Raw genomic sequence first — 22,867 nt, forward strand, 5'->3', positions numbered from 1 at the left:
CTCGTTGAGGGAAGGAAAGGGGGCAGCATAGCGCCCTGACTCCCGGCTGCAAGCCGCGCGGGGGATCTGTGGCCAAACCGGCCGGGATCCCGGCCAGCTCCGACACCTCCTGTCCAATGAGCCCCGCCGTCCATGTCATCAAAGCATCACAAAAGTGTCACTTTGTCATATTTCTGTCATGGAGCCTTGGTCTAATGCGCCCGTCCATTTTCACGCAGACTGTCCCAAGAGGCTTCATGCACAGCACCCCATCTTTCGCACAACAGCAGACCCGTCGTACCGGCCCACTGTTCAACTGGCTCGCTGTCATCACTCTGATCTACCTGATCCTGGTTGCCGTCGGCGCCGTCTCCCACGGCTTCAAGGGCTTCTCCGGCGGCGCCGAGGGCGCGGCCCAGATCTTCGCCTTCGCCAGCAACCCCTTCGTCGCCCTGCTGCTCGGCATCCTGGCCACCGCCCTGGTGCAATCCTCCAGCACGGTGACCTCGGTCATCGTCGGCCTGGTGGCCGGCGGCCTGCCCATCGGCATGGCCATCCCCATGGTGATGGGCGCCAACCTCGGCACCACCATCACCAACACCATCGTCTCCCTCGGCCATATCCGGGATCGGGGCGAGTTTCGCCGCGCCTTTGCCGCCGCCACCGTGCACGACTTCTTCAACCTGCTGGCGGTGTTCATCTTCCTGCCGCTGGAACTGATGTTCGGCCTGCTGCAAAAGAGCGCCGAGGCGCTGGCCGACCTGCTGGCGGGCTCCGCCGACATGTCGATGCAGGGGATGGACTTCATGAAGCCGCTGCTCTCCCCGGCCCTCACCTTCATCGACGGCCTGGTGGCCTTCCTGCCGGGCAAAGGGCCCGCCATCGCCACCATCTGCATCGGCATCCTGCTGATCCTCGGCTGCGTCACCTGGCTCGGCAAGGTGCTGCAGAAAGTGCTGGTGGGCCGTGCCAGGGATCTGCTGCACCGGGCGCTGGGCCGCGGCCCGCTGACCGGCATCGCCTCCGGCACCCTGGTCACCGTGATGGTGCAGTCCTCTTCCACCACCACCAGCCTGATGATCCCGCTGGCCGGCGGCGGCGTGTTCAGCACCCGACAGCTCTACCCCTTCACCCTGGGCGCCAACATCGGCACCACCATCACCGCCCTGCTGGCCGCCACCGCCATCAGCGGCGCCGGTGCCAAGCTGGCGCTGACCATCGCCCTGGTGCACGTGCTGTTCAACCTGTTCGCCGTGGTGCTCATCTACGGGGTGCCCTTCCTGCGCGAGCTGCCGGTCAAGGCGGCCGAGGGGCTGGCCCGGGTCGGCAGCGAGAACAAGCTGCTGGCGCTCGGTTACGTGGCGGGCCTCTTCTTCGCCCTGCCCGCCCTGATGATGGTGGCCGCCAAGTAACGACAGAGGCCGGGGGATGCGCTGCGTCCCTCGACTCTGACTCTGGCTCAGGCTTTGCCCGTCCAGTCACATCTTGCCGCCCGCCGGCTCGCCCTCGCCCCCCGGCTGGGATAAGATGCCGCTCTCACTGCCCTCTCGGCATTTCACGACATAGGGATACCCGATGAAATTCGTTTTGATCGCGCTGCTGGTTGCCGGCGTCGCCTACTACTTCTACTCGAGCAGCAACAACAAGAAGCAGGCCGTGGAAAACGTGCGCAAGGGCGCCGAGTTCCTCGCCGCCAACAAGGAAAAACCCCTGGTGACCACCACCGCCTCCGGCCTGCAGTATGAAGTGCTGACCCCGGGCACCGGCACCGTTCACCCTACCGCCACCAGCAAGGTGAAGGTGCACTACGAGGGCAAGCTGCTGGATGGCACCGTCTTCGACAGCTCGGTCGCCCGCGGCGAGCCCATCGAGTTTGGCCTCAACCAGGTGATCGCCGGCTGGACCGAAGGGGTGCAGCTGATGGTGGAAGGGGAGAAGACCCGCTTCTACATCCCCGCCAACCTGGCCTACGGCGATCGCGCCGCCGGCAAGATCCCGCCGGGATCCGTGCTGATCTTCGACGTGGAACTGCTGGGTATTCAATAACAGTCAGACCCAATTCAGCGCCTGTTTGATCCCCCAGGGCCGGCCACTGCGCCGGCCTTGTCATGAGTAAAACCGCCTACCCTCCCTCCATCACTATCAACCAATAGTGAACAGTGCTTATTCATCAAGCTGGATTGTTAACTTCATTGTCGGGGCAGATAATGACCATATCGTCAGTGGCATGTCGCCCTGGCCCACAGTTTTCGGTGCGCCGCGCACCGGCACAACGCATATGGAGTCTGTCATGTCTATCGCCCCCGTCTGGTTCATCTCCCATGGCGCCCCGGATCTGGTTCTGCGCGACCAGCCGGCGACCCATTTCCTCAAAAATTTGCGCCTTGGCGATCTCAAGGGGCTGGTGGTCATCTCGGCCCACTGGTTTACCCGCAGCGAGCTGCAGATCAACGTCGAGCCCAACCCGGCCTTGATGTACGACTTCTACGGCTTCCCCGAGCCGCTCTACCACATCCGCTGGCCGGCCAGCAGCCCGCTCTGGCTGCAGGAGGCGGTGAGCGATCAGCTGCTGCTGGCGGGCCTGCCCGCCGAACCGGTGCGCCGCGAGCTGGATCACGGGGTCTGGTCGCCGCTCTCGCTGATGGATCCCGCCAGCAGCGTCCCGCTGGTGCAGCTCTCCATCCCGGCCAGCTTCACCCCGCGCCAGCTGTGGCAACTGGGGGAGGCGTTGCAACAGCTGCGCGCCCAGGGGATCGGCATCCTGGCCTCCGGCGCCATCACCCACAACCTGCGGGCACTGGGGCCGGAAAACTCGCCGGTGCCGGGCTGGGCCCGCAGCTTCGTCAACTGGCTGGAGCTGACCATGAGCGAGGGCGATCGGACCGCGCTGGAAGATTACCGGGCGCGCGCGCCGGGGGCGGTGGAATCCCATCCCCACGACGATCACCTGCGTCCGCTGTTTGTGGCACTCGGCGCCGCCGGCCAGGACAAGCCGGTCAAGCTGCACGACAGCTGGGATGGCGGCAGCCTCTACATGGGTTCCTACCGCTTCGGTTGAGCCCTGGCAGTGCCAGACAGCGCAAGATGGCGGGTCGCTTCCCGCCATTTTTTATGGCGCCGGCACTGACAAACTGCTGAATAGAGGTTCATTGTCCGCCGCTCTTCGGTAGAATCGCCGCTTTCGATCACCATCTGACCAGCGGGAGGGGCGCAAGCCGGCAATGAACCTTATTCGACCCCTGCTGCTGCTCTGCCTGCTGTTTCCCCTCTGCGCCCAGGCGCTCACCCTGCACAGCCGTCACTATCTGCAGAGCAGCCCGGCCCCCACGCAGGCGGCCGAACAGCAGTGGCTGGCCCGGCACCAGCTGCTGCGCGTCGGCGTGCTGCGCCACGACTACCGCCCGTTCACCATGACCGGACTGGACGAGCACTTCGAGGGGATCTCCGCCGACTATCTCGACATCGTCGCCAAGACCCTGCAAAAGCCGGTCGAACTGCGGGTGTTCGACGACAAGCGCAGCGCACTGGCGGCGCTGCGGGCGGGGGAGCTTGACCTCGTCAATCTCGGCAACCTCAGCCTGAGCGGCCCCGACCAGGCGGGCATCGCCCTCAGCCAGCGCTATTTCAGCAGTGCCCCCGTCTTCTCGGCGCTCGCCGCCGAACAGGGCCCGCTGCTGCTGCCGGGCCAGCGGGTCGCCACCGTGCAGGGCTATGTGGACGAGGCCGCCTTCAAGCGCTACTACCCGGATCTGGTGCTGGTCAACTACCCCTCCAACGTGGCGGCCTTCGATGCGGTCTTCTTCGGCCGCGAGCCGCTGCTGCTAAGCGATCCCCACTCCCTGCACTACCTCAACAGCGAGCGCTTCGACAAGATCCGGCAGCGCAGCCAGGCGCAACCCGCCATCGCGGCAGACGGCTTTCGCTTTGCGGTCTCGGCCGACAGCCCCCGGCTGCTGGCGCTGCTCAATCACGCCCTGGCCGGGGTGAGCGACATCACCCACAGCCTCATCTTCAGCCAGTGGAACGGCCCCATCCGCGACATCGTCGAGCGCCCCAGCGAGCTCTACAGCGCAGAGGAGCGCGCCTGGCTGGCGACGGCCGGCCCAGTCAGGGTGTGGTTGATGGACGATCTCTACCCCTACGGGGTGCGCGACTACGACAACCAGCTCACCGGCATGTCGGTGGAGATGCTGGAGAAGATCAGCCGGCGCTCCGGCCTGCGCTTCGAGTTCGTCAGTTATGGCTCGGAGCTGGCGCGCAACGAGGCCCTGCTCAGGGGCGAGCTGGATCTCATCGGCGCCATCTCCCGCCCGGTGGCCGAGAGCTACCGGCTGCGCCCCTCCCTGCCCTATGCCACCGACGACATCTATGTACTGGTGGCCCGCAAGGGGGATGCCTTGAGCGGCGATCTGGCGCAGCTCGCCGGCAAGCGGGTGGGCAGCACCCACTACAACCCCATCGCCCGGCGGCTCGACAGCAGCCGGGTGAGCTATCTGGAAAGCGCCGACGAGGCGATGGCGGCAGTCGACGACGGCCGGCTCGACGCCGCCATCGTGCCGCTCTATTTTGCCCAGCACGCGGTGGAGTGCGGCCGGCTCAGCCAGATCCGCATCGCCGGCCCCGCCGACAACCAGCCCATCCGGATGGGCTTTGCCAGCCTGCCCGGCAACCAGATGCTGATGGATGTCATCGACAAGACCATCCTCTCCATCGCCCCCAACGAGCTGGCCACCATGAGCTACCAGTGGCGCAACCGCAAACTGCCGGCCCCCACCTTCATGGAGCGCAACGCCCCCTACTTCTACCTGCTGCTGGCCGGCCTGTTCGCCGTCGCCCTGCTGCTGCTCTATCGCAACCGCATGCTCAACCGGCTGGCCCGCTCGGAGCAGGCCTCCCGCCGCCAGCTGGAAGAGCATGTGCGCTTCATCGAGGCGCTCGGCGAGAGCCTGCCCCACCCCATCGTGGTGCGCGACAAGGGCGGCAAGGTGATCCTCTGCAACAGCAAGTACCTGGCCATCCTCAACGCCCCCATCGAGCGGGTGCTCGGCACCTCGTTTGCTGAAGGGCTCAAGGGGCTGCTGGGTGCCGAGGCCATCACTACCCTGGAGCAGGATTTTCAGCAGGTGCTGCAAAGCGGCAGCCCCATCTTGTCGGATCGCATCTTCAGTCAGCGCGGCCCGCGCCAGTTCGTCTACCACTGGATGGTGCCCTACTTTGACTACCGCGGCGCCATCAGCGGGGTGATCAACGGCTGGATAGACATCACCGAGCGCAAGACCATGGAGGAGGCGCTGCGCCGCGCCAAGGAGCAGGCCGACCGCGCCAGCCGCGCCAAGAGCGACTTTCTGGCCACCATGAGCCACGAGATCCGCACCCCCATGAACGCCATCCTCGGCATGCTGGAACTGGCGAGCCAGGATCCCGCTCTGGCCCCCTACACCGGCGAGCAGCTGCGCATCGCCTCCGAATCCGCCAACGGCCTGCTGGATCTCATCGGCGACGTGCTGGACATCTCCAGCATCGAGTCGGGCCAGCTGACCCTGGCCCCCGAGCCGTGCGAGCTGGCGCCGCTGCTGCAATCGGTGGCCCGCGCCTTTGCGGGCATGGCCGAGCAGAAGGGGCTCAGCTACCGGGTCGAGCTGGATCCCCTGCCACGGGTGCTGATCGACGGGCCGCGCCTGCGCCAGATCGTCTTCAACCTGCTCGGCAACGCCATCAAGTTCACCGAGCAGGGGGAAGTGAGCCTGCAGGCCAGCCTCGCGGGGAGCGCGGAGCAACCCCAGCTGCACCTGCTCATCCGCGACAGCGGGGTGGGCATAGCGCCCGACAAGCTGCCCGGGCTGTTCAACCCCTTCTACCGCGCCCACGACCCCTACCAGTTCGCCGGCACGGGTCTTGGCCTCAACATCGCCCGCATGCTGTGCCAGCTGATGGGGGGCAAGATAGCGGTCAGCAGCGAGCTTGGCGCCGGCACCGAGCTCAGGATCCGGCTGCCGCTCACCCCGCTGGCGCCAGCGCCAGAGCCAAAGCTAGAGTGCGAACCCTTGCCTGCGCCGCTCGACACCGCGTCGGCCATGGTGCCCTCCCCCAAGCGGCCATCCCCCCCTGCCGCCTCCGGCCGGCTGCGGGTGCTGGTGGTGGACGACAACCACGCCAACCAGGTGCTGCTGCGCCAGCAGCTCAAGCACCTGGGCCACGAGGTGAGCGTGCGCGGCAATGGGGTCGAGGCGCTGCGAGCCATCCAGAGCCACCCCTTCGATCTGGTCATCACCGACTGCCAGATGCCGCTGATGGATGGCTTCGAGCTGACCCGCCGCCTGCGCGCCCGCGGCCATACCCTGCCTATCTGGGGCTTTACCGCCCACGCCACCGCGCGCGAGCGGGAGCGCTGCCTGGCCGCCGGCATGGACGAGTGCCTCTACAAGCCCATCGGCCTGGCCCGGCTGCGCACGGCCCTCGCCAGCCTGGAGCAGAACAGCGCCAGCGCCCTGAGTCCGGTCTGATAATCTGAGCCAGCTTGCGCTGGGCTGTGCTCCCACCCTATCCGCTCCAGCCGTGTCCGCCCCAGTCCTGCCAGCCCGATCCCCGTCACACCCTCGCATGCTCACGCCGGCCCTCAGCGCCTTCGGGCTGGAGTCTGCCAGCGGCAGGGTGTGTAATAGCCGTTTGTGTTTGGCGACGACCCGGAACCCCATGCAACTCAAACCCCTTCTCAAGGGGCGCTTTCAGCCCCACTGGCAGGCCGGCCACCATCTCATCGAACAGGTGGTCAGCTCCTGCATCACGGAGCAGCGTCTCATCCCCGAGGGAGAGCCCCTGATGCGCCAGGGTGAACCGCTGCGGGATCTGGTGCTGGTCAAGAGCGGCCGCATCGCCATGGGCCACACCGCCATGAATGGCCGCCGCTTTCAGCTCGGCACCCTGGAGTGCGACCACCAGCTGTTTGGCGAGATGGAGTTCTTCACCGGCTACCGCTGCCAGCTCGACATCATCGCCGAGGAGCCGCTGGAGGTGGCCCGCATCGACGGCGAGCAGCTGGAGCAGGCGCTGGTCGCCCACCCCAAGGTGGCGCTCTTCTTTGCCACCGCCATTGCCATCGACTATCAGGACACGGTGGATATCTTCACCTGCCGCATGCTCTACCCCATCAGCTACAACATCGCCCTCGACCTCTATCACAGCCACTGCCACCACAACCCGGTGAGCGGCTTTCGCAAGGGGTATCAGGAGGCGGAACGCTTCGGCACCACCGACCGGGTCTACCGGCGGGCGGTGAAAGAGTTGATGGATAAAGGATTGGTGGAGCGCGGCGAGGAGGGGTTGCAGATCCGCGATCTGGCGGGGCTCAAGGCCTTTCTGGAGCAGCCATAAGTCGCAGGCATCAGTTGCCGGTTAAAGACAAAAAAGAGGGGCGGTTTATACCGCCCCTCTTGCTGTTTACTCTCCCGCTCAGGCGAGACAGGGTTGGGGACGCGCCATTTTCAGCGAGGCCACCAGCATGGCGAGGATCACGCCGTAGATAAGCGGGATGGCGTACATCACCGCCTGCAGGCCGATCACCTGCTCGAACATGGCACTGATGGCCGGGCTGAACATGGCCCCCGCGCTGCCGCTGATCAGGATGTAGGAAACGTTCTTGCTCGATGCCTGGCGCACAAACGACACCCCGTAGGCGATAAAGGCGTTGTAGAGGGCCGCGCAGACAAAGCCGTAACCGTAGGTGAGGTAAGGCAGCTGGCTCAGGTTGTCGGTGGTGACGATAAGCGCCGTCATCCCCATCGCCAGCGTGATGATCACCAAGAGGAAGGTGCGGATCGCAATGCGGGTCACGATGGCGGTCGAGACCAGCGCGCCGAGCAGGGCCGCCGTCCAGTACTGGGTGATGATGTTGCCCGCCTCCTCGAAGGGGATGCCGAACTTGTTCTTCACGAACATGGGCGCCCAGGTGAGGAAGGTGTAGAGCGCCAGCATGCCGAGAAAGAGCCCCAATCCGCCGCTGATGATGCCGAGGTTCCACTCCGAGTGCTCGTTGCCGGCGCTCTCGCCGCCCGCCTCGCAGCTGCGGAAGTTGGTCAGCACCGCCACCAGCATGGTCGCCAGCGCCACCACGCCCACCGCCAGATAACTCCAGCTCCACGCCATGGCGTGGGTCAGGGTGTAGGTAGTGATAAGCGGGAAGACCACCCCGGCCACGTTGAAGGTGGCATCCTGCACCACCAGCATGGTGCTCTGCATCCGTGCCTGCCAGACGCTCACCACCAGGGTCCCTGCAATGCAGAGCCCCACCCCGCCGCACAGGCCAATCACCGTCATGGCCGCCATCACTACATAGAGCGAGCCGGTCAGATGGAGCGAAGCCGCCGCCAGCGCGATCAGGCCGTAACAGAGCAGCGTCATCCGCTTGAGGCCCACCTTCTCGATGAGGAAGAAGGCGGCAATGGTGCCCGCCAGCGCCCCGCCGTTGAGCAGGGAGAAGATGGAGGCCACCTGATTGACGTCGGCGCCGAACTTGGCGGCGATGGGGTCGATCAGCATGCCGAACTGGGTCGCAAAACCGGCCATCACGAAGTTGGCCAGGAAGCTGATGGCAGTGAGGGAGAGCTTATTGTTCATATTGGATCTCTCTTGGGGTCAGGGTGCGTGCAGGGTTGGGCGGGGCTGCGGCGCTTACAGCGCGGTGTGCAGCGCCAGCTCGATCATCTGGTTGAAGGAGAGCTGCCGCTCTTCGGCAGTGGTCTCTTCTCCGGTCAGGCAGTGGTCGGAGACAGTCAGGATGGCGAGCGCCTCGATCCCCTGCTGATGGGCCAGCCCGTAGAGACCGGCCACCTCCATGTCGATGCCGAGCACGCCGAACTTCTCCAGCGCCGGAATGAGGTTTTCGTCCGGATCGTAATAGAGGTCGCCGGTGAAGATATTGCCCACCTTGACCGGAATCGCCTTCTCCTGCGCCTTGGTAAACGCCTTGTGCAGCAGGGCGAAGTCGGCCGAGGTGGCCATCTGGTAGCCGGCGCTGCGCTTGGCGTTGGTCGGGGAGTCGGTGCCCGCCGCCTGCGCCAGAATGACGTCACGCATCTGCACGTGGCGCTGGGTCGCCCCCAGACTGCCGATGCGGATGATCCGCTTGACCCCAAAGTCGTTCACCAGCTCGTGGGCGTAGAGCACCATGGAGGGGATCCCCATGCCGTGGCCCATCACCGAGATACGCTGGCCGTGGTAGTAGCCGGTGTAGCCCAGCATATTGCGCACATTGGTCACCTCGCGCGCATCGGTCAGAAAGGTCTCGGCGATATAGCGGGCCCGCAGCGGGTCCCCCGGCATGATGACGGTCTCGGCGAAATCGCCCGGGTTGGCATTGATATGAGCGGTCATTGTTGTTGTGCTCCAGTTTGACTCGTGTGGATGAGCGCATCCTAGCCCCCACCCCCTTGCCCCTTGCAGGACAAAAGTCCTGTTGCGCCGATCGAGATCCCAGTTCCGGCAACTTCTCCCAGGCCGCCCCCGCTTGCCCCCTTCACCGCCGCTTATCGGCTCTTAATCAGTCCTGCCCCTGCGGCATACGCTGCGTTACCCGCTTAGCGATAACGCCCCTGCCCCCCAAAAAGCGCGGGGGGCCATCAGGCCCCCCGCAAACACACCGGACAAGAAAACCCCTTACTTGGCGGCGCTATCCTTCACGCACTTCTGGACAAAACTGTTCTTGGCCGCGCCAGCCAGCTTCTTGTCGACCGCCGCCTTCTCGCACTTGGCCGCCGGATCCACTGCCGCGCCAGTCTTCACGCACTTCTGGATAAAGCTGTTCTTGGCCGCACCGGCCAGCTTCTTGTCGGCTGCGGCTTTCTCGCACTCGCCGGTCGCGGCGCCGGCGGCATCTTTCACGCACTTGCCGACAAAGCTGGTCTTGGCGGCGCCCGCCAGTTTTTTGGCCGCGGCCTGCGCCTCGCACTGCAACTGGGCCGAGTCGTTGGCAAAGACCGGGTTGGCCAGCAGCACGCTGCCGCAGAGCAGGCCGAACAGGATGGCAATACGCTTCATATGACGTTCCTTATTGTGATGTGTTGACATGGTGACCTGTTTGCACAGTGATGGTTTGCAAATAGCGGTTATTGCAACAGCTGATTGTTGCCGCAGATCCCCCGCCTCGCCAGCCAGGGCCACGGAGCACAGGGCACAGGGCACAGGGCACAGGGCACCATAGCCGCACTATAGCGCCGATTGGCCAAGCGGGACTCTCCCCGGCCAGCTCAGCCTCAACAGCAAGTCAGCCCCCTCTTCTCCACGACGCTCGCCAACCCCAATAAAATCAAGGGCCATGGGAATCCAGCCCCCGCTACAGCAATTTCTTGAGCCAGCGCATAAAACGCAGATATTCCTGATAGTTACGTCAATTTTTGACTGGTTTGCGTATGAGGCTTGGGGATATGCTGGTCATTCGGCGCCTACAGCACCATCCGGGCTCCTCCTGCTGGTCGATGGAGCACATTGGAAGCTGCAATCCAAGGGCGGTAGCGTATTTTCGGATATTCAGTCTAATTATCTCCAGTGTTGCATGATAAAAATCGGCTCGGCGGCATCAGTTTTTTCATATTGCACATTGTCTGGCTGAATTCGCAGATGAACACTCCATGACTTTATTATTGTCCATCTGAAGTAAGAAATAATAATGTGCAAAGCCCGCAAATAAACGAGATTCGTTTTTATGGAACTTTAATATGTTACTAGAAAGTATTCCCCCCAGAGAGCAATCAGGAAGAGACTCTTTTTCTAGGTATCGAGCACAAGTACGTTCAGCAGCCATCGCAGCATTACAAGTTTTATCCGGTGGAGATTTCGATCGCATTTATTGTGATCTTCACGATGATATCGTGATCAGGAAAAAAGATGGCGACAACGTTAAATACATTTTCTACCAAGTAAAAACCAGAGCAAAGAAAAACCAAAACTGGACTTTATTAGAAGTTTTTGGGATGAAAAAAAGAGGTGCCATATCCGCTGATGAAATAAAGAAAAGCTTTGTAGGTAAAATGTTGATTCACACTATCACTTTCAATCAGAACCGTAACTCTGTAATATTTCAAACAAATATAAACAATGAGGATGATATTGATAATCTACTTTCTGATATTGAAGATGGAAAATTCACTGGTAAATTTAGTAAAGTTCTTCTTGAAAAATTCAATGACATTTATAAGGATGAACTAAAACTTCCTCTGTCTAACGAAGATATAAAGGCTCGACTATCAAAGTTGAAATTTGAAAATGACGTCTACCATCTAAAAGATGATGCCTCATTTTTTGGACCACTTGCACGAGCGAAAATATATGAATACAGCGAGATAGATTTAACTCACAATGAATCAACAGACATAATAATAAAATTACTTGAGTTAATATCCACAAAATCCTCTGGAGTAATTAAACCATTTACAGAGGAAAATATTGAAAAGTCCTCTTCAGTATCTATAAATGACCTTCTACCATTACTCAGCTTATCTAAAGAGGCCTATGAGCAAATTCTCAGAGGCGAAGATCCCCAAGCAATAAAATCATTATCAATAATACAAAGAACCTTATTATCCTCTGGAGCCAGTTTAGATGATGTAACCTTCTGCTCAAAATGCAAGACTGAGTGGGATATATGGTATCGAAACATTCGACATAACATATCCGAACTTGAACTGAGATATATTATCAGCTCTGTAAGAGATATAATTAATGCTGTTTCCGCAAAAAATAATAATTCACTAACCGTATCACGCCTTCATGCACCATTAAAACAGTTTCATGCTAACTTAAAAAGTGAAGCCAGATTGTATGGGCTTACGGAAGAAATGTTGCTGGGAGCTGTTTTCTCTGAAATAATAAAAGGTGGCATATGAACTTTGAGAGTTTTTTCCATCGCCTCCAAAATAATGTCATAACACTGCCACTATCCTCCCAAGAAAAATCAGAACAGTACAACCTCCTTGACAACGAAGCATTATTTCAACTCCCACTTATAAGCATAATAATATTAGTGCTAGCTAAAGATAAGAGAAAGCCGAAGGTAGCCGAGGTTGGACAATTGGTTGGTGAATGTATTGAAAGTAGCTTTTTAGGATTTAAAGGATCAACCCAACATATTGGTTGGTCAGCCAATCTAAGAATTCGAACTGTAAAATCAATGAGCTTTTTAGAAAATGCCGGTTTGATTACTATCAATAATAGAAAAGATCGGTTGCAGATAACAGAGCTGGGCAAGAAAGTTATTGATAGAGCGAACGCTTGGGATGAAAATCTTGAATATAATCTCAGCTTGATATCCCGTTCATACCGGAACATTTGTGTTTCACGCCAATTAGACTCGGAGTTAGAATGAAGCTCATAAAAATACAGATTTTCCCTAAGGGAAAAGATGGCTGGATATCTGAAGAATTATTTTTCGGAGAGCACATAACTCAAATATATGGTCCAAATGGCAGTGGTAAGACACCAATAGTTCAATCTATTTCGTACTGCTTAGGTTATCCAAATGTTTTTAGAAATGATATCTATGACCGATGCAACTATGCCATTTTGCATGTGGAAATCGAAGATAAAAAATATCAATTTAAGAGATTTTATAGTAAAGAAGAAATACATATCCATGTTATTGAGCCCAATGGAGTAACGCAGACATTTTATGATGAAGCATCACATTCAGCATTTATCTTTGAATTGCTTGGCTTTAGTTTAAAACAGCTTGTAACCGTGCAAAGCAAAGCAACTCCACCATATTTCTCATCTCTTTTACCTATCTTTTATTTAGACCAAGACGAAGGATACGGAAAATTATATTCCCCACCAAGTAACTTTATCAAAGATCAGTTTTCTGAAATGATAAGATTGGCATTCCGCCTTCCACCTAAAAATTCCGTGGATGAAAAAAAAGCAAGGAAAGATCTAAAGGACAAGTTAGATAGATTAGATAGAGAACACCAAGATATATCCAAAAAATTAACTATCGAAAAAACAAAAACAATTTACATAACTAAACAGCCAGAGGATTTAAGAAGAGAAATCCAAGGGTTTGAAAGTGAACTGGAACAATTAAAAAACGTTGGTAATAGCTATGATGACTCCATAAATATCTATGATAAAGTTATATCTAGACATAAAAAGGAGATAATACTTTTGGATGAGCAAATAGAAGTCATAACCCAGAGAGGTAATGGATTACAAAAAATCATCTCAGACATAAACACAGAGATAGAAACATTAAGTCTAAATGAAGGCGCCAGAAGAATATTTATTTCGTTTGATGAAATATGTGGTTCGTCAAACTGCCAACTTTTTTCTCAAAGTTCAAATGCATATAGTAAAAACCTTCTCTATTTAAAAGATCAACTAAAAGATCTAGAAAGAAATAGAGTCACAGAGTTATCGACTCTAGACATGCTGATAACATCCAAGGAAAATCTTGAGTGGTCAATAAAAACCATTGTCGAAGAGAGAAATGAATCAATAAACAAACCTGAATTAGCAACTTTAGTAGATGCTATATCTAGAATTAAAAATCAAGTTTTTGAACTTCAATCCCAACTTAGTGAACTTGAAAACATTGAACGTATTGAAAGTATTCTCTTTGATAAGGTCACTGTGAGAAATAGGGTGTATGATGAATACAGAGGACTATCTGAAACTAAAAGTAGACTACCTGAAATAATTAAGATAAGACTAAAGTTAAAAGATCTTTTTGTTTATTGGCTTGACTCAATACACACAACAAACATCAGCAAAGACATAACATACACGGATGAGTTTGTTCCTATTTTAGGGGTCGAAACCATCACACAACTAAAAGGAAGCACACGTATAAGGAGTGTGCTTGCATATCATGCTGCTTTAGTGGAGTTAATTTCAGAAGAAAGTGAAAAAAACCTGCGCTTTATGATACTCGACACGCCAAAGCAACATGACATAGAAAACAAAGATTTAGACGGATATATAAAATCATTAAAATCCCTCTCTAAACAAAATAATATTCAAATCATCTTTTCCACAACTGAGTATCACTACTCTGGTGACCAGCATGATGTGGAATGGAACCCAAAATTCCCCGGAGAGGACCATTTAATGTTTCTTAAGAAAAATGACCATGTTGACATAAAGAACTAGTGCTCAGAGCTAGTGATCACCAGACTCCGGTCACAAAGTCGAGCCCATAAAAGTCCTTAGTATTCTAAGCAACAGGAACGATGCATGCTCCAAATAGTCATCCCACTATAAAACCGTAGATCGAGCTTGAGTACCCTTTCCCCATCCAGAAATAAAAATCCCCCGTTGCCGGGGGATTTTTATTTCTATCGGTTATCTAAGCTCAGCGGCTTAACCCACCAAAAACGCCCTTAACCGGGCAAACTCGGCAGGCAGGTTATGAGAGAGCAGCGACAGTTCGGCATGCTTGGCCAGCGGGCCGGGTAGCGGCACATTGAGATTCAGGATCTCGTCCACCGGCCCCTTGAACTTGTGCAGAGGCTTATACGTTTGTCAGCATCTGTTTCTCTCTCTCCAACCAATACTCCCTTTCAACCCCTACCCCAGCCACAAACTCGGGATCATGAGAAACCAGCAGCAGGGAGCCCGGATAGTCGGCCAGCACTTGAATAAGCAACTGGCGCGAGGGGTGATCCAGATGGTTGTCCGGCTCGTCCAGCAGCAGCAAGTCGGGCAGTTGCGCCAGCACCATCAAGAGGCCCAGCTTTAACCGCTCGCCACCGCTCAGCCCATGGCAGGGCGCCAGGGCGCGATCGCCGCGCAGTGCGATACCCGCCAGCCGGGTTCTTGCGTCACTCTCGGAAAGTGTCAGCGCCACTGCCAGCAGGTTGGCGAGCGGACTGAGATCTCGCGCAATCAAGCTCAGCCCCTGATCGAGACAGGCCAGCCGGCCATTGATGCGGAAGCTGCCCGCCTCGGGCGCCAACTCACCGCGCAGCATCTGCAGCAGACTCGACTTGCCGCTGCCGTTGCCACCGGCCAACAGACAGCGCTCCCCCCGTTGCAGCACCAGATCTACCTGCTGATCATGCCAGCGTCTGTGGCGCGCCGCCGTGATCACCAGCGGCTGGGCCGCCCCCTTGCGATCGCTTTTCGCCGGCCATTTCATGACAAGCGGCTGCACCGCCGCCAGCGCGGCTGCCGCCTCGGCGCGCGCCTCCACTTGGGCACTGTGGCCCCGCTCGTGGCGATCCAGCACCTTGCCAAGGGATTTGCCCGCCTGTTCCGCTTTAAAATCGAGCAGGATCTTGGCCTGGGAGCCGCGCTCGCGCCGCCCCTGACTGGCCCGTCTGGCCGCCTGTTCGCGCACCTTTTGCACGCTGCGCGCCGCCGCCTTCTCACTACGCATCGCCTGCGCCAACCGGGCGCTGCGGGCAGCCTGCAGCTCCGCCTGCTGCGCCAAAAATGCCTCAAACGAGAGGCTGGCACTCTGCAGCCCCTGCTCGCCCAGCTCCAGTATCTGGCTCCCCTGATTGAGCAGGCGCCGGTCGTGACTTACCAGCAGATAGCCACCGCTGTGGCTGGCCAATCGCTGGCTCAGCCACGCGATGCCACTGGCATCCAGGTGGTTGTCCGGCTCATCGAGCAGCAGAAAGTGAGCAGGCCTCGCAAACAGCGCCAGCAGGCGCAAACGGGTGAGCTGGCCGCTGCTCAAGGTGCTGACCGGGGCATGGGCATCGAGTCTGAGGCCAGCCTCTGCCAGCAGGTCGGCAAGATCGCTGCGCAGGTTCCAGCGATCAGCCAGCCGCTCGAAATCGTCCAGGGCGCAGCTCCCCTGTTCGATGCGCTCAAGGGCCCGCAGCGGCTCGCCCCAGCCGATAAGGTCGGCCACGCTGGCTGCACCGTCATGAGCCTGCGCGGGTGCAAACTGGGACAACCAGCTGATGGGGGTCAACCACTCGATCTTGCCAGAAGCCGCGCGGCGCTGGCCCGCCAGCAATTCCAGCAGCAGGCTCTTGCCGATGCCGTTGTGGCCGATCAGGGTGCAGCCCGCAGCGGGCAAAGTGAAGGTAAGGGGCACAGTGCAGGCGCCGAAGGGCAGCTGCAAGGCGTTGATATGACATGCGATATGGGTCATCTGAACTCCTGTGGGCCAATGCGGGAGCCGCAGGCCAAGAGCCAAGCCAAATGACAGGGACACGTGTCCACAAGTGGAAAAAAGCAGAGGAATCAGCATCAACCTGTCACGGTAAGACGCACCCGATCTCCCTGGCGGGAGAGGAATCAAAAGCGGGGTGCGGACAGGTTAAATGCGCATCGGAGGAAGTACTCATATATCAAAGGAGCCAAGAGGCTAACCCGACGTATGCGGGCAGGTCAACACACATCATCTGGCTCAGATCCTGTTGTCGGCCAATCTCAGTCGCCATAAAGGCTCGTACGAAAACCACTCCTTGAGGGATAGTTCAATACCCATATGGAGCACAACTGACGAATGACATGATCTAGAATGTGCGCTCTTTTTTTATTCGGGATTCGATTATATGAAACGCGCTTTCTTCGCCGCTCTGACCATGCTGGCTGCACCTGCCATGGCCGAACAGACTGTTGCCCACCACTTCGCCACACTGGAATACCAGCGGATCATCGATGGCTGCCAGATGTATCGCCTCAATACCCCGCAAGGCGCCACCCTGCTGTTCGGACACAACTTCAATGACACCGGCGTCAATGCGGAAGGAGGTGCCTCTGCCGGCACCATGGATCTCTACTCCTACATGTATTCGGACCCGAAATATCGCAGCTACTCCCTGCGGGGCACCAATAATCTCTATCAGCCCTCCACCAGCGACTCTTATACCTTCATGACCCTTTCCGTCGGGGCCGGCAGATCACCCGACAACTTCATGTTGTCCCAGCGCAAGAACATCGAACGGGCGACCTCTTACTCCAGCGGCGATACCCAGCTCTCGATGCATTTCTACGACGGACAGGATCAGCCGAAATATGACAAGGCGATGCCGAAATATCTCTCGCTGTGCGGCAGCAATATTGCCTCCTTCGACTCATTGACCAGCCTGAGACTGCGCATCGCCAGCTCCACCATCAAGGTGCAGTACCCAAGATTCAACCAGCCTGCCGGGATCAAGGCCAGCAATGATCTGGTCAGCGAAGTCCAGCTCGCCTGGAGCAATGCCGACAACAGCGCCATCACGACCCGTCAGCATAAATACACCCGCATCTCCCGTGCCGAGAAACTCGACAAGCCGCAAGATCAGAAATTTGTCGAACTGGCCAAACTCGGCATCAACGACGACCGCTATATCGACATCAATGGCGACCAGAATCCTCTGATCTCCGGCAAGGAGTATGCCTATCAGGTGCAGTACTGCGACGATTACGACTTCTGCGAAGCGAGCCCTCAGGTGATTGGCAAAGCCAATTAAGCAGCCCGTTATCGAAGCAATAAAAATCCCCCGCACTCGGGGGATTTTTGTTTCCCGTTCACCCAGTTTGGCGAGTCACTATCTGCGCCGGCAGGCAGGGATGGGCTGCTCACCATCACGGTCACAGCAATGTCTAACAAGTGTTTATATATCAGCAGCTTATTGATTACCTGCCATTCGGGGGCTTGTAGCAGTCCCCACTCTGGGATAGCCCCTGGGAGCGTTCAGGCAGAAGGCTCGGGGTCCACCGCTGCCAGCAGCGCAGTGCCATAGGAGTTGTCTATGGTGCAGCGCCACTGCCCATCGGCTTCTTTGCGAAACACATAGGTGGCACGGCGGGTTTCATCAGTCAGGCCTCCCTGACCATCCGGGTAATTGAGCCGGGTCTCCATGATCACCAGCGCATTGTCGGCCCCCTCAATCACCTCCATTACCCCCTGATCCACCTTGAGCTGCCCCTGAAAGTAATCCGAGATGGCAGTGAAGGCACGGCGGATGGCGGGAATGCCGCGCACCACCATGCCGGGCTTGACCACCAGGGCGGCGTCCTCGGCGTAGAAGGCCATCAGGGCGTCGAAATCGCGCCGGGAGATGGCGGCGTCGCAGGTCTCGATAAGAGCACGAAGGGGATGCTGACTCATCTTCACTCCTTATGGGGCGGCCTGCCCGCCCTGCCACGGATAGAAAGCAATGGATAGAAAAATCCCCCGAGGTCGGGGGATTGGCAGTCAACTTAACCGAGCAGGAAGGCCCTTAGCGGGGCAAACTCCGCCGGCAGGTTATGGGACAAGAGCGGCAGCACGGCGTGCTTGGCGAGCGGGCCGGGCAGCGGCACGTCCAGCCCCAGGATCTCGTCCACCGACTCCTTGAACTTGGCCGGATGAGCGGTGCAGAGGAACACCCCCACTTCGTCCTCACCCAGCTGTTCGCCCAGCAGATCCCAGGCAATCGCCCCGTGGGGTTCGCACAGGTAATCCAGCTCATGCAGGCGTTTGAGGGCGTCTCGAGTCTGGGCATCGCTGCGCATGCCAGACCCTAAGGTCTCCAGCGCCCAGCCGTTGCGGCGGCACAGCTCTTCCACCCGCGGCCAGTTGTTGGGGCGGCTCACGTCCATGGCGTTCGACAGAGTAGCGACCGTCTGGTGCGGCTCCCACTGACCGGATTTCAGGTAGCGCGGCACGGTATCGTTGGCATTGGTGGCGGCGATAAAGCGCTTCACCGGCAGCCCCAGCGCCTTGGCGATAAGACCCGCGGTGAGGTTGCCAAAGTTGCCGGACGGCACGCTGATGACCGCCTTGGCACGATCGGCTTTCGGCAGCTGGGCCAGCGCCTCGAAGTAGTAGCAAACCTGGGCCAGCAAGCGGCTGATGTTGATGGAGTTGGCGGAGTTCAGGCCAATCGCCTTTTTCAGCTCTTCGTCATCGAAGGACTGCTTCACCAACGCCTGGCAGGCATCGAAGTCGCCGTCGATGGCGATGGTGCGGATGTTGCCCCCTAAGGTGCAGAACAGCGCCTCCTGCAGCGGGCTTATCTTGCCCTTGGGGTAGAGGATCACCACCTCGATCCCCTCCAGCCCGTAGAAGGCGTGGGCCACGGCGGCGCCGGTGTCGCCGGAGGTGGCGGTGAGGATAGTGATCTTGTCGTTGGTTCTGAACGCAGCCAAACACTGGGCCATAAAGCGGCCACCGAAATCCTTGAACGCCAGGGTCGGGCCGTGGAACAGCTCGAGGGCATAGGTACCATCTTTGAGCTTGACCAGCGGCGCCGGGAAGGTGAAGGCGGCCTTGACCAGCTCGTGCACCTTAGGCGCGGGCACTTCGTCCCCCAGCAGCTGGCTGAGGATGCGGGCGGAGCGCTCCACCAGCGGCAGCTCCAGCAGGGCATCGACGTCGGCCAGCGGCTCGAGCCGCTCGGGGAAGAACAGACCCTGTTCGCGGCCCAGACCCTGACGCACCGCCTGGGCGAAGCTCACCTGTTCACTCTTGTCCTTGATATTGTAAAGATTCATAGCTCGCTTCCTGTTACCCGTGCCCCGGCCATGTCGAGTTTGCAAACCCGGGCAAATCCATCTTCGTTCTGCACGAAATGTGCATCCATCCAATCTTTCATCCGCTCGGCCTGGGCCAGATCCTTCATCACCACGAACACGCTGGGGCCGGAGCCCGAGATGCCGGTGGCCAGCGCCCCGTTCTGGGCAGCCTGGGCCCGCACTTCGGCAAAGCCTTCAATCAACGCCGCGCGGTAAGGCTCGGCAATCACGTCTTTCAATACGCTCGCCGCCAGCCCCTCCTGCCCGGTGTAGCTGGCGTGCACGAAGGCGGCCAGCCGGCGGCCATAGGTGAGGCAATCCTGCCGGCGATACTGGGCCGGCAAAATAGCGCGGGCAGCGGCGGTGGAGACCACTGTGCCCGGGTAGCAGACCACCCAGTACCACTCGTCGAACACCGGAATGCCCTGGCTGATGACGCCGTGCTCTTCCAGCACCAACTGCATGCCGCCCAGATAACAGGGGGCGACGTTGTCGTAGTGGACGGAGCCGGAGATCTTGCCTTCCATCTCCCCCATCAGCAGCAGCAGGTCATGTTCATTGAGGGGCGCGCCGTGAAAAGCGTTGAGCCCTTCGAGTGCCGCCACCACGCTGCAGGCGCTGGAACCCAGGCCCGAGCCCACCGGCAGGTTCTTCTCCAGCACCATTTCGAGCGGCTTGAGTTTGATGCCGCGCTTCTCCAGCGCTTCGCCATAGGCGAGCCAGCAGTCATGGAGGATGTTCTTTTTCGGGTCAGCCGGCAACTTGTGGGCGTAACGGCCCACGCTAGAGAGGGCAAATGCCGTATCGGCCGCCTTGACCTGGACGCGATCCCCAAGCAGAGAGCCATCCACGGGGGCGAGCGCCGCCCCCAGTACATCGAATCCCACGCTCAGGTTGGCGCTGGAGGCGGGGGCATAGGCCACCACGCTGCCGCTCTGGTACATGTCTGAACTCATGCTTACAACTCCTGCTTCCAGTTCTGGGTGCGCAGCACGTCGGCAAAGACGCCCGCGGCGGTCACTTCGGTACCGGCGCCATAGCCGCGCAGCACCAGCGGGATCGGCTGGTAGTAGGTAGAGAAGAAGGCGAGCGCATTCTCCCCGTCTTTGACCTTGAACAGCGGCTCGTCGGCACCGACCGCCTTGATGGCGACCTTGCACTTGCCACCCTCGATGGAACCCACGTAGCGCAGCACCTTGCCGTCACGCTGGGCCGCCGCGAACTGGTCGCGGAACCAGCCATCAGCCTCCGGCAGGCGGGCCATGAAGGCTTCCACATCGCCGCTCACATCAAAGCCTGGCGGCAGCGCCTGCTCCACTTCCACATCGGAGAGCTCCAGCGCCATGCCGGCCTCGCGGGCCAGGATCAGCAGCTTGCGGGCCACGTCCATGCCGTTGAGATCGTCGCGCGGATCCGGCTCGGTAAAGCCGTTGCTGCGGGCAATCTTGGTGGCATCGGAGAAGGCCATCCCTTCGTCCAGCTTGCCAAAGATAAAGGAGAGCGAACCGGACAGCACGCCGTCGAAGGCGCGCAGCTTGTCGCCGGCCTTGATGAGGTTCTGCAGGTTCTCGATGACCGGCAGGCCGGCGCCCACGTTGGTTTCATACAAGAACTTGCGGCGAGTCTGGCGGGCGGTGCGGCGCAGCGCCTTGTAGTAATCCAGCGACCCGGTGTTGGCTTTCTTGTTCGGGGTGACCACGTGGAAACCGGCGGCGAGGAAGTCGGCATACTGCACGGCGATGGCCTCGCTGGAGGTGCAATCGACGATCACCGGGTTGATGAGGTGACTCTCTTCCACCAGCTTTTGCACCGCTTCCAGGCTGAAGCTGTCACGGGCCTCCACCAGCTGTTCACGCCAGTTGGCGAGGTTCAGCCCATCCTTGTTGACCGCCATCTGACGGCTGTTGGCAATGCCCACTACCCGCAGGCCGGTGCCCTGCTCGGCCAATACCGGCTGTTGGCGAGCAATCTGATCCACCAGGGCCGCGCCGACACCGCCAACGCCGACCACGAACAAGTCGATGAACTGCTGGCTGCCGAAGAAGTTCTGGTGGCAGGCCTTGATGGCTTCGGCCACCTTGCGATCCCGCACCACCGCAGAGATGGAGCGCTCGCTCGAGCCCTGGGCGATGGCGACTATGTTGATGGAGGCTTGTGCCAGCGAGGTGAAGAAGCGGGCCGCCATCCCCTTGCTGGTACGCATGCCGTCACCGATGAGGGAGATGATCGCCAGATCCTGCATGATCTCGAGCGGATCCAGCAGCTGGTTCTTGAATTCGAGCTCGAACTCGCGCTCCAGCACCTTGCGGGTCTTGTCGCAGTCATAGCTGTGGATACAGAAGCTGACGCTGTACTCGGAGGATGACTGGGTGATGAGGACGATGCTGACCCCGGCGCGGGAGACGGCGGAGAAGATGCGGCCGGCCATGCCCACCATGCCCTTCATGCCAGGGCCGGAGACGTTGAACATGCACATGCCGGAGAGATCTGAAATGGCCTTCACCTTCAGGTCGTCATCCCCCTGCTCGACACCAATCAAGGTGCCCGGCCCCTGCGGGTTGAAGCTGTTCTTGATGAGGCAGGGGATGTGGAACTGGGCCACCGGCGCGATGGTTTTCGGGTGCAGTACCTTGGCACCGAAGTAGGAGAGCTCCATCGCCTCCTTGTAGGAGAGGGTTTTCAGCAGATAGGCGTCCGGCACCAGGCGCGGGTCGCAGTTGTAGCAGCCCTCGACATCGGTCCAGATCTCGCAGCACTCGGCATCGACGCAGGCGGCCAGCACGGCGGCGGAGTAATCCGACCCGTTACGACCCAGCAGCACGGTTTCCCCCTTGTCGCTGCCACCGGTGAAGCCCGGCATCAGGTAGAGGCAATCGGAGCGCAGGCCCTTGGCGGCGAAGCGCAGGCGGGAGGCTTCGATGTCGACGTGAGCCTCCAGATAACCGCCGTCGGTCACCAGCAGCTGCTCCGGCACTATGATGTCCAGCTCGAGGCCACGCACCCGCAGCAGCTCGAGCATGAAGGCGATGGAGAGATTCTCGCCCCGGCTCAGGATGCGGGCCTGCACGTTGTCCGGGCAGAGCCCCAGTAGACGGATGCCCTGCATCAGCCGCTCCACCTGATCCAGTTCGCTGGTGAGACGAGACTGCAGCGCCTTGTCATCCAGCGCCGGATAGGCTGCCTTCAAGCCAGCCAGCAGGCGGGAGAAGATACCGTTGATCTCGAACAATGTGCTGCTGGCATCCATGCCGCGGCTGGTCTGCTCCACCAGAGCCACCAGGTGGTTGGTCACCTTGGCCGGTGCCGACAGCACCAGGGCAACCTGGGATTGGCCGTGGGTATTCACCGCGATATCGGCGACCCGTAAAAAACGCTCTGCATCGGCCAGTGACGACCCGCCAAACTTCAACACTCTCATCGCTTTCTCTCCCTGTGATCCTTGCAAATTTGCCCGAAAATG

The 22,867-nt window shown here is 58.8% G+C and carries 17 protein-coding genes and 1 pseudogene; 9 read left to right on the forward strand and 9 right to left on the reverse strand.

Annotation, left to right across the window (positions count from 1 at the left end; all coding sequences use genetic code 11):
- Window positions 1-236 precede the first annotated feature (236 nt).
- From PG881_RS12725 to PG881_RS12745, 5 genes are all read left to right on the forward strand, one after another.
- Window positions 237-1,391, forward strand: coding sequence for a Na/Pi cotransporter family protein (locus tag PG881_RS12725; RefSeq protein ID WP_201885657.1), 1,155 nt, complete (start codon window positions 237-239; stop codon window positions 1,389-1,391).
- Window positions 1,392-1,554: 163 nt separating this feature from the next.
- A complete protein-coding gene (locus tag PG881_RS12730) occupies window positions 1,555-2,025 on the forward strand; it encodes an FKBP-type peptidyl-prolyl cis-trans isomerase (RefSeq protein ID WP_016351483.1) in 471 nt (156 codons plus the stop codon).
- Window positions 2,026-2,269: 244 nt separating this feature from the next.
- On the forward strand, window positions 2,270-3,037 hold the full coding sequence (locus PG881_RS12735) for a DODA-type extradiol aromatic ring-opening family dioxygenase (RefSeq protein WP_011706806.1): 768 nt from the start codon (window positions 2,270-2,272) through the stop codon (window positions 3,035-3,037).
- Window positions 3,038-3,200: 163 nt separating this feature from the next.
- Window positions 3,201-6,482 carry a response regulator gene (locus tag PG881_RS12740; RefSeq protein WP_270800393.1) on the forward strand — a complete coding sequence of 1,094 codons (3,282 nt, stop codon included), beginning with the start codon at window positions 3,201-3,203 and terminating at the stop codon, window positions 6,480-6,482.
- A gap of 190 nt (window positions 6,483-6,672) precedes the next feature.
- Entirely contained in the window at window positions 6,673-7,350 is a 678-nt protein-coding gene (locus tag PG881_RS12745; protein WP_103829218.1) for a Crp/Fnr family transcriptional regulator, read from the forward strand.
- 78 nt (window positions 7,351-7,428) lie between these two features.
- Here PG881_RS12745 and tsgA read toward each other — a convergent pair whose 3' ends face one another.
- The 3 genes from tsgA to PG881_RS12760 all read right to left on the reverse strand — a co-directional run bounded on the left by tsgA (window position 7,429) and on the right by PG881_RS12760 (window position 10,011).
- Window positions 7,429-8,592 (reverse strand): MFS transporter TsgA, encoded by a 1,164-nt coding sequence (tsgA, locus tag PG881_RS12750; protein ID WP_270800396.1) that lies wholly within the window; start codon window positions 8,590-8,592, stop codon window positions 7,429-7,431.
- A gap of 54 nt (window positions 8,593-8,646) precedes the next feature.
- Window positions 8,647-9,348, reverse strand: a complete 702-nt coding sequence (gene deoD, locus PG881_RS12755) for a purine-nucleoside phosphorylase (protein ID WP_016351488.1) — start codon at window positions 9,346-9,348, stop codon at window positions 8,647-8,649.
- A 282-nt stretch (window positions 9,349-9,630) separates the two neighbouring features.
- Entirely contained in the window at window positions 9,631-10,011 is a 381-nt protein-coding gene (locus tag PG881_RS12760) for a hypothetical protein (RefSeq protein WP_270800400.1), read from the reverse strand.
- A gap of 677 nt (window positions 10,012-10,688) precedes the next feature.
- On the opposite strand from PG881_RS12760, the gene PG881_RS12765 reads away from it, so the two are divergent.
- From PG881_RS12765 to PG881_RS12775, 3 genes are read left to right on the forward strand one after another with little or no spacing between them, the layout of a single operon-like run.
- A complete protein-coding gene (locus PG881_RS12765; RefSeq protein WP_270800402.1) occupies window positions 10,689-11,855 on the forward strand; it encodes a dsDNA nuclease domain-containing protein in 1,167 nt (388 codons plus the stop codon).
- Window positions 11,852-12,334 carry a hypothetical protein gene (locus PG881_RS12770; RefSeq protein WP_182859761.1) on the forward strand — a complete coding sequence of 161 codons (483 nt, stop codon included), beginning with the start codon at window positions 11,852-11,854 and terminating at the stop codon, window positions 12,332-12,334. The genes PG881_RS12765 and PG881_RS12770 overlap by 4 nt, the downstream gene beginning before the upstream one ends.
- Entirely contained in the window at window positions 12,331-14,112 is a 1,782-nt protein-coding gene (locus PG881_RS12775) for an AAA family ATPase (RefSeq protein WP_270800404.1), read from the forward strand. The genes PG881_RS12770 and PG881_RS12775 overlap by 4 nt, the downstream gene beginning before the upstream one ends.
- Window positions 14,113-14,322: 210 nt before the next feature.
- Here the strand turns inward: PG881_RS12775 and PG881_RS12780 are convergent.
- A pseudogene (locus PG881_RS12780) lies at window positions 14,323-14,463 on the reverse strand (threonine synthase); the annotation flags it as partial.
- Between the two features lie 10 nt (window positions 14,464-14,473).
- Window positions 14,474-16,069 carry an ATP-binding cassette domain-containing protein gene (locus tag PG881_RS12785; RefSeq protein WP_270800406.1) on the reverse strand — a complete coding sequence of 532 codons (1,596 nt, stop codon included), beginning with the start codon at window positions 16,067-16,069 and terminating at the stop codon, window positions 14,474-14,476.
- A gap of 406 nt (window positions 16,070-16,475) precedes the next feature.
- Here PG881_RS12785 and PG881_RS12790 point away from each other — a divergent pair, with 406 nt between their 5' ends.
- Window positions 16,476-17,378 carry a hypothetical protein gene (locus PG881_RS12790; RefSeq protein ID WP_270800408.1) on the forward strand — a complete coding sequence of 301 codons (903 nt, stop codon included), beginning with the start codon at window positions 16,476-16,478 and terminating at the stop codon, window positions 17,376-17,378.
- 224 nt (window positions 17,379-17,602) lie between these two features.
- Here the strand turns inward: PG881_RS12790 and PG881_RS12795 are convergent, their stop codons facing one another.
- The 4 genes from PG881_RS12795 to thrA all read right to left on the reverse strand — a co-directional run bounded on the left by PG881_RS12795 (window position 17,603) and on the right by thrA (window position 22,825).
- Window positions 17,603-18,019 carry a YybH family protein gene (locus PG881_RS12795; RefSeq protein WP_270800410.1) on the reverse strand — a complete coding sequence of 139 codons (417 nt, stop codon included), beginning with the start codon at window positions 18,017-18,019 and terminating at the stop codon, window positions 17,603-17,605.
- A gap of 92 nt (window positions 18,020-18,111) precedes the next feature.
- Entirely contained in the window at window positions 18,112-19,386 is a 1,275-nt protein-coding gene (thrC, locus tag PG881_RS12800) for a threonine synthase (protein WP_270800412.1), read from the reverse strand.
- Window positions 19,383-20,363 (reverse strand): homoserine kinase, encoded by a 981-nt coding sequence (thrB, locus tag PG881_RS12805; RefSeq protein ID WP_270800413.1) that lies wholly within the window; start codon window positions 20,361-20,363, stop codon window positions 19,383-19,385. Before thrB ends, thrC begins: the two co-directional genes overlap by 4 nt.
- A gap of 2 nt (window positions 20,364-20,365) precedes the next feature.
- Window positions 20,366-22,825, reverse strand: coding sequence for a bifunctional aspartate kinase/homoserine dehydrogenase I (gene thrA / locus PG881_RS12810; protein WP_270800415.1), 2,460 nt, complete (start codon window positions 22,823-22,825; stop codon window positions 20,366-20,368).
- Window positions 22,826-22,867 lie beyond the last annotated feature (42 nt).

The organism is Aeromonas sp. QDB54, assembly GCF_027707385.1.
In the GTDB taxonomy this organism is placed as follows: Bacteria; Pseudomonadota; Gammaproteobacteria; order Enterobacterales; family Aeromonadaceae; genus Aeromonas; species Aeromonas hydrophila.